Raw genomic sequence first — 3685 nt, 5'->3', positions numbered from 1 at the left:
CATTGATCCTCGACGACGGCGTGGTCCTGATGGACTCGACCCTCATCCTCGATTATCTCGAAGCCAGCTCCGGCAAAAGCCTGCTGCCAAGCGATCTCAAACCACGCGCTCAAACCCTGCGCCTGATCGGCCTCAGCCTCGCCGCCTGCGAAAAAGCCGTGCAGCTGTATTACGAACGCAACCTGCGCCCGGCGGAGATTCAATATCAACCTTGGGTTGAACGCGTTGAAGGCCAACTCGCCGCCGCGTTTACAGCGCTTGAAAAGGAACTGGAGCATCGCCAATTCCCCGTCGACGGCTCGCTCGCCCAGGATGGCATCAGCCTGGCGGTTGCCTGGAGCTTCACCGACCTCGTCGTGCCCGATCAGATCGACGCCACACGCTATCCGCGAATTGCCGAATACACCGCCTACGCAGAAAGTACCGATGCGTTCATCAGCACACCGATGAACTGATCATGAGCTCCAACGACAGCGCCGCCCCGGCGTTAAAGGAAATCTTCAATGCCGAGCGCTTGCAGCACATTGCAGACGAAATGAGCGCGGTGTACCCGGCGTTCAAAGCCAAGGCTTTTCTTGCGCACGCCAACCATGGACTGACCGAGATGTCGGTGATGCAACGCATGGCCCGCGTCGCCGAGAGCCTGCACGCCGTGCTGCCGCTGAAGTACGAAGATACGCTCGACGTCTTGCGCGAACTCGCGCCGCGCCTGAACAGCGGCTTCGTCAGCATGTGCCTCCCACATTACGTCGCGAGCTATGGCGGTCACGCCTTCGACACCTCCATGGACGCCTTGAAGTACTTCACCACCTTCGGCTCCTCCGAATTCGCCATCCGCCACTTTCTGCGCAGCGACCTCGAACGCTCACTGGAAAAGATGCACGACTGGACCCGAGACGAAAACCATCACGTGCGTCGCCTCGCCAGCGAAGGCAGCCGCCCTCGCCTGCCCTGGTCGTTTCGCCTGGAAGCGGTACAAGCCAATCCGCAATTGGCCGCCGGGATATTGGATCGGTTGAAGGCGGACGAGAGCTTGTACGTGCGCAAGTCCGTGGCGAATCATTTGAATGATGTGACGAAAGTGCATCCGGGGTGGGTGTTGGACACGGTTGAAGGTTGGTCGCTGAACAACAAGCACACGGCCTGGATTGCCAAGCATGCGCTGCGCAGTTTGATCAAACAGGGCGACGTGCGCGCGCTGGCGGTGATTGGCGCAGGGGCGAAGGCTGAGGTTGAATTGTTGGATGTGCGGGTTGAGCCTGCGGTGGTGAGGTTGGGGGAAGCGATTACTTTGTCGTTTACGGTGAAGTCCGTGGTGGCGCACGAGCAAAGGCTGGTAATTGATTATGCGATTGAGTATGTGAAGGCGAATGGCGGGGTTTCGGGGAAGGTTTTCAAGTTGAAGACTTTGGGGTTAGCGGGGTTTGGGGAAGAGGTGGTGCGACGGAATCAAGTCATCAAGGATTTTACGACGCGCAAGCATTTCGCTGGGCGGCATGGGGTGCAGGTGATGGTTAATGGGGAGGTGTTGGGGAGTGCGGCGTTTGAGGTTTTGATTTGAGGCGTGAGTTATTTATTCACCGAACGGAGGGTAGCGGATCAGTGCACTGGCAACCGCGCATCGACATTGCGCGCGGCGGCACAGTGGAAGAAGCACGGTTTCAGCGCTTACCAACTTCCGTACGGAATGCCGAATTTCTCGATATAGCGCTTGGACTTTTCACTGACGGGATATGCGTAGCGACCATCGTTTTTCCCAAGCTCCGGCCCTAGCGGCTCAATCTCGCCTTGCGCTCGAGCAACCTTTATCGGTCGATGACATGAGTCTCTCACCCACACCTGAACAACACCGCCCGGAGCAAGTCCCAGGTAAACAGAGGCCATGAAGCGTGCTGTCCTGTCAGGTCTCTCGGGGCACCGTTGATTGGTAGAAGTCACCATTATCTGTCTGGCATTCTCTGGAATATCCACCCACGCTTGCCACGTTTTCTGTTCAACGATTGATTGCCAGCGAACATAGATACGAATGGGTAGATCGGCCCCCACCACTCTTTTACCGCTGCCCCCCACCCCTGTCCAGCCGCGGGCAGAGTCAGTACCGTCTTCAGGCTCTCCGCCAGCAGCAGTCCCTCCACCGGTTCTAAAGAAAACTCTGCCGGTTATGTCCTGCACCGAACTGTCCTCCACCCATACCTTCATGTAATCGGGCTCAGTGAAAGCCAGCTCCCACCATTTCGATTTTGGATCGCTCTTGGCTGAGAGCAGATCAGAAGACTGGCAACCCGTTATGCAGACGCCAAGTAGCAGGGCGACAAATAATTTCATTACCAAAGAGTCCAGTCAGGTACGTGAGGATGCTGCACGCGAATCGCGTCTGCGGTGGGCGCATTGATATAGACGGCGCGGACTCCACTGCCATCTCTTCTTCCAAGAGGGTGATTCCAATTTGCGGACATGTGAATGTATTTCAACCTCAGCAGGTTCTCCTCTTGCTGAGTTGTGGTGTAGTCACCTGCGACAAATCGATCGCACAACGCCTGAAGCTCTGACGGGACCGCCAAAGCAGCCGTGGCTGGAATATCATCGAAGCGAACCCCCTTCTCTTTTGCCAAGCTATGCATCACCCGAAGATATACCCTCGACAACAACCCGCTTACGGTACGTTTGAGTTGCAGAGCTGCATAGACGCGCTTTCTACGGGGACTGAGCCGGTCCTGTTGATCGACGGGCAGGAGAAGCGCGTCCGGCGTAACAATTTCCAGCAGATCTTCGGGCCACCCCCTTGAGATCCACTCATTTTTAATAACCATGGCATCGCGGTAGATCGACGTAGTAGATACATCAGTAAACTTCGAGACCTCAAGCGTTTGCATTGGACTGACGAGTACACACTCCTCAATGTCATCGCGGTAACCGCCGCCGATGTCGGAATGCACCCCTGGAAGAATGACTTCCAAGTGGTCGGCTTTAACGCGACTCAATGCGAAATTAGCGCGATATTCGTCCCGCGCCGACAGCTGAACGACGTCAGTAAAAAACCGCCGGTCGAGGTAGAGCTTGATACCCGTGGCCACAGGACTCTTAACGTTGCCAAAATTCGACCAGCCTGCAACCGACGGCACAGTGTCGAACAGCCCGATGAATCCCATGTTGATGCTGCCTTGGTACTGATCGATGAAGGTGCGACTAAAGTCGCTCGCATTGTTGCGCAATACATCTCCGAGTGGCCCTTGTTTTCCGCGGACGACTGCATTGGCAAAATGCCTCGCGGCAGCTGCGCCGCGACTAAATCCGAACGTATCGAAAGTCAGAGAGGTAATTTCACTGTTTGGATTTTCGTTAATTACATCTTCAATACGCGATTTGATTTCGCTGAATGATTGTTGCACACGACCCGCTATACCCGTGTCTCCGCGGCCCGTGCCCGCTCCGAATGTACTGTCCTCTTCTCCCGATTGAGTGCCAATCCCCTCTATGTACACCCTGCGAAACGCCCGCTTGTGCGAGCCGTCTCCTTCGGCTTTCTGAGGTGCGAAGTACAGTTCACTCAGTTTGTAAACGTTGGTTGTTTCATTGGCATAGCTACTATCTGGATTGCGCATGTAGGGCTTGCAACTGGCATCGATATCTTCAGGCGCAATCGGATGCTGAGCGCCACACAACAACCCCGCAGCAGAGTTGTTCG

Annotated in this window: 4 protein-coding genes; 2 read left to right on the top strand and 2 right to left on the bottom strand. The window is 55.7% G+C overall.

Annotation, left to right across the window (positions count from 1 at the left end; genetic code table 11):
- Both D6877_RS14035 and D6877_RS14030 read left to right on the top strand, forming a co-directional pair.
- Positions 1-455, top strand: a 455-nt coding sequence (locus D6877_RS14035; RefSeq protein ID WP_130911183.1) for a glutathione S-transferase family protein, incomplete at its 5' end; no start/stop codon positions are given.
- Between the two features lie 2 nt (positions 456-457).
- Positions 458-1561, top strand: coding sequence for a DNA alkylation repair protein (locus D6877_RS14030; RefSeq protein ID WP_130911182.1), 1104 nt, complete (start codon positions 458-460; stop codon positions 1559-1561).
- Positions 1562-1668: 107 nt separating this feature from the next.
- Here D6877_RS14030 and D6877_RS14025 read toward each other — a convergent pair whose 3' ends face one another.
- Complete coding sequence (locus tag D6877_RS14025) at positions 1669-2325, bottom strand: DUF2931 family protein (RefSeq protein WP_130911181.1); 657 nt, start codon at positions 2323-2325, stop codon at positions 1669-1671.
- The coding region (locus D6877_RS14020; protein ID WP_130911180.1) for a DUF2235 domain-containing protein at positions 2325-3685 on the bottom strand (1361 nt) is incomplete at its 5' end. The genes D6877_RS14025 and D6877_RS14020, both read right to left, overlap by 1 nt.

Source organism: Pseudomonas sp. Sample_9, from assembly GCF_004307535.1.
In the GTDB taxonomy this organism is placed as follows: Bacteria; Pseudomonadota; Gammaproteobacteria; order Pseudomonadales; family Pseudomonadaceae; genus Aquipseudomonas; species Aquipseudomonas mercuritolerans.
The sequence above is the reverse complement of the archived record's forward strand: the minus strand, read 5'-3'. Positions and strand labels throughout refer to the sequence as shown.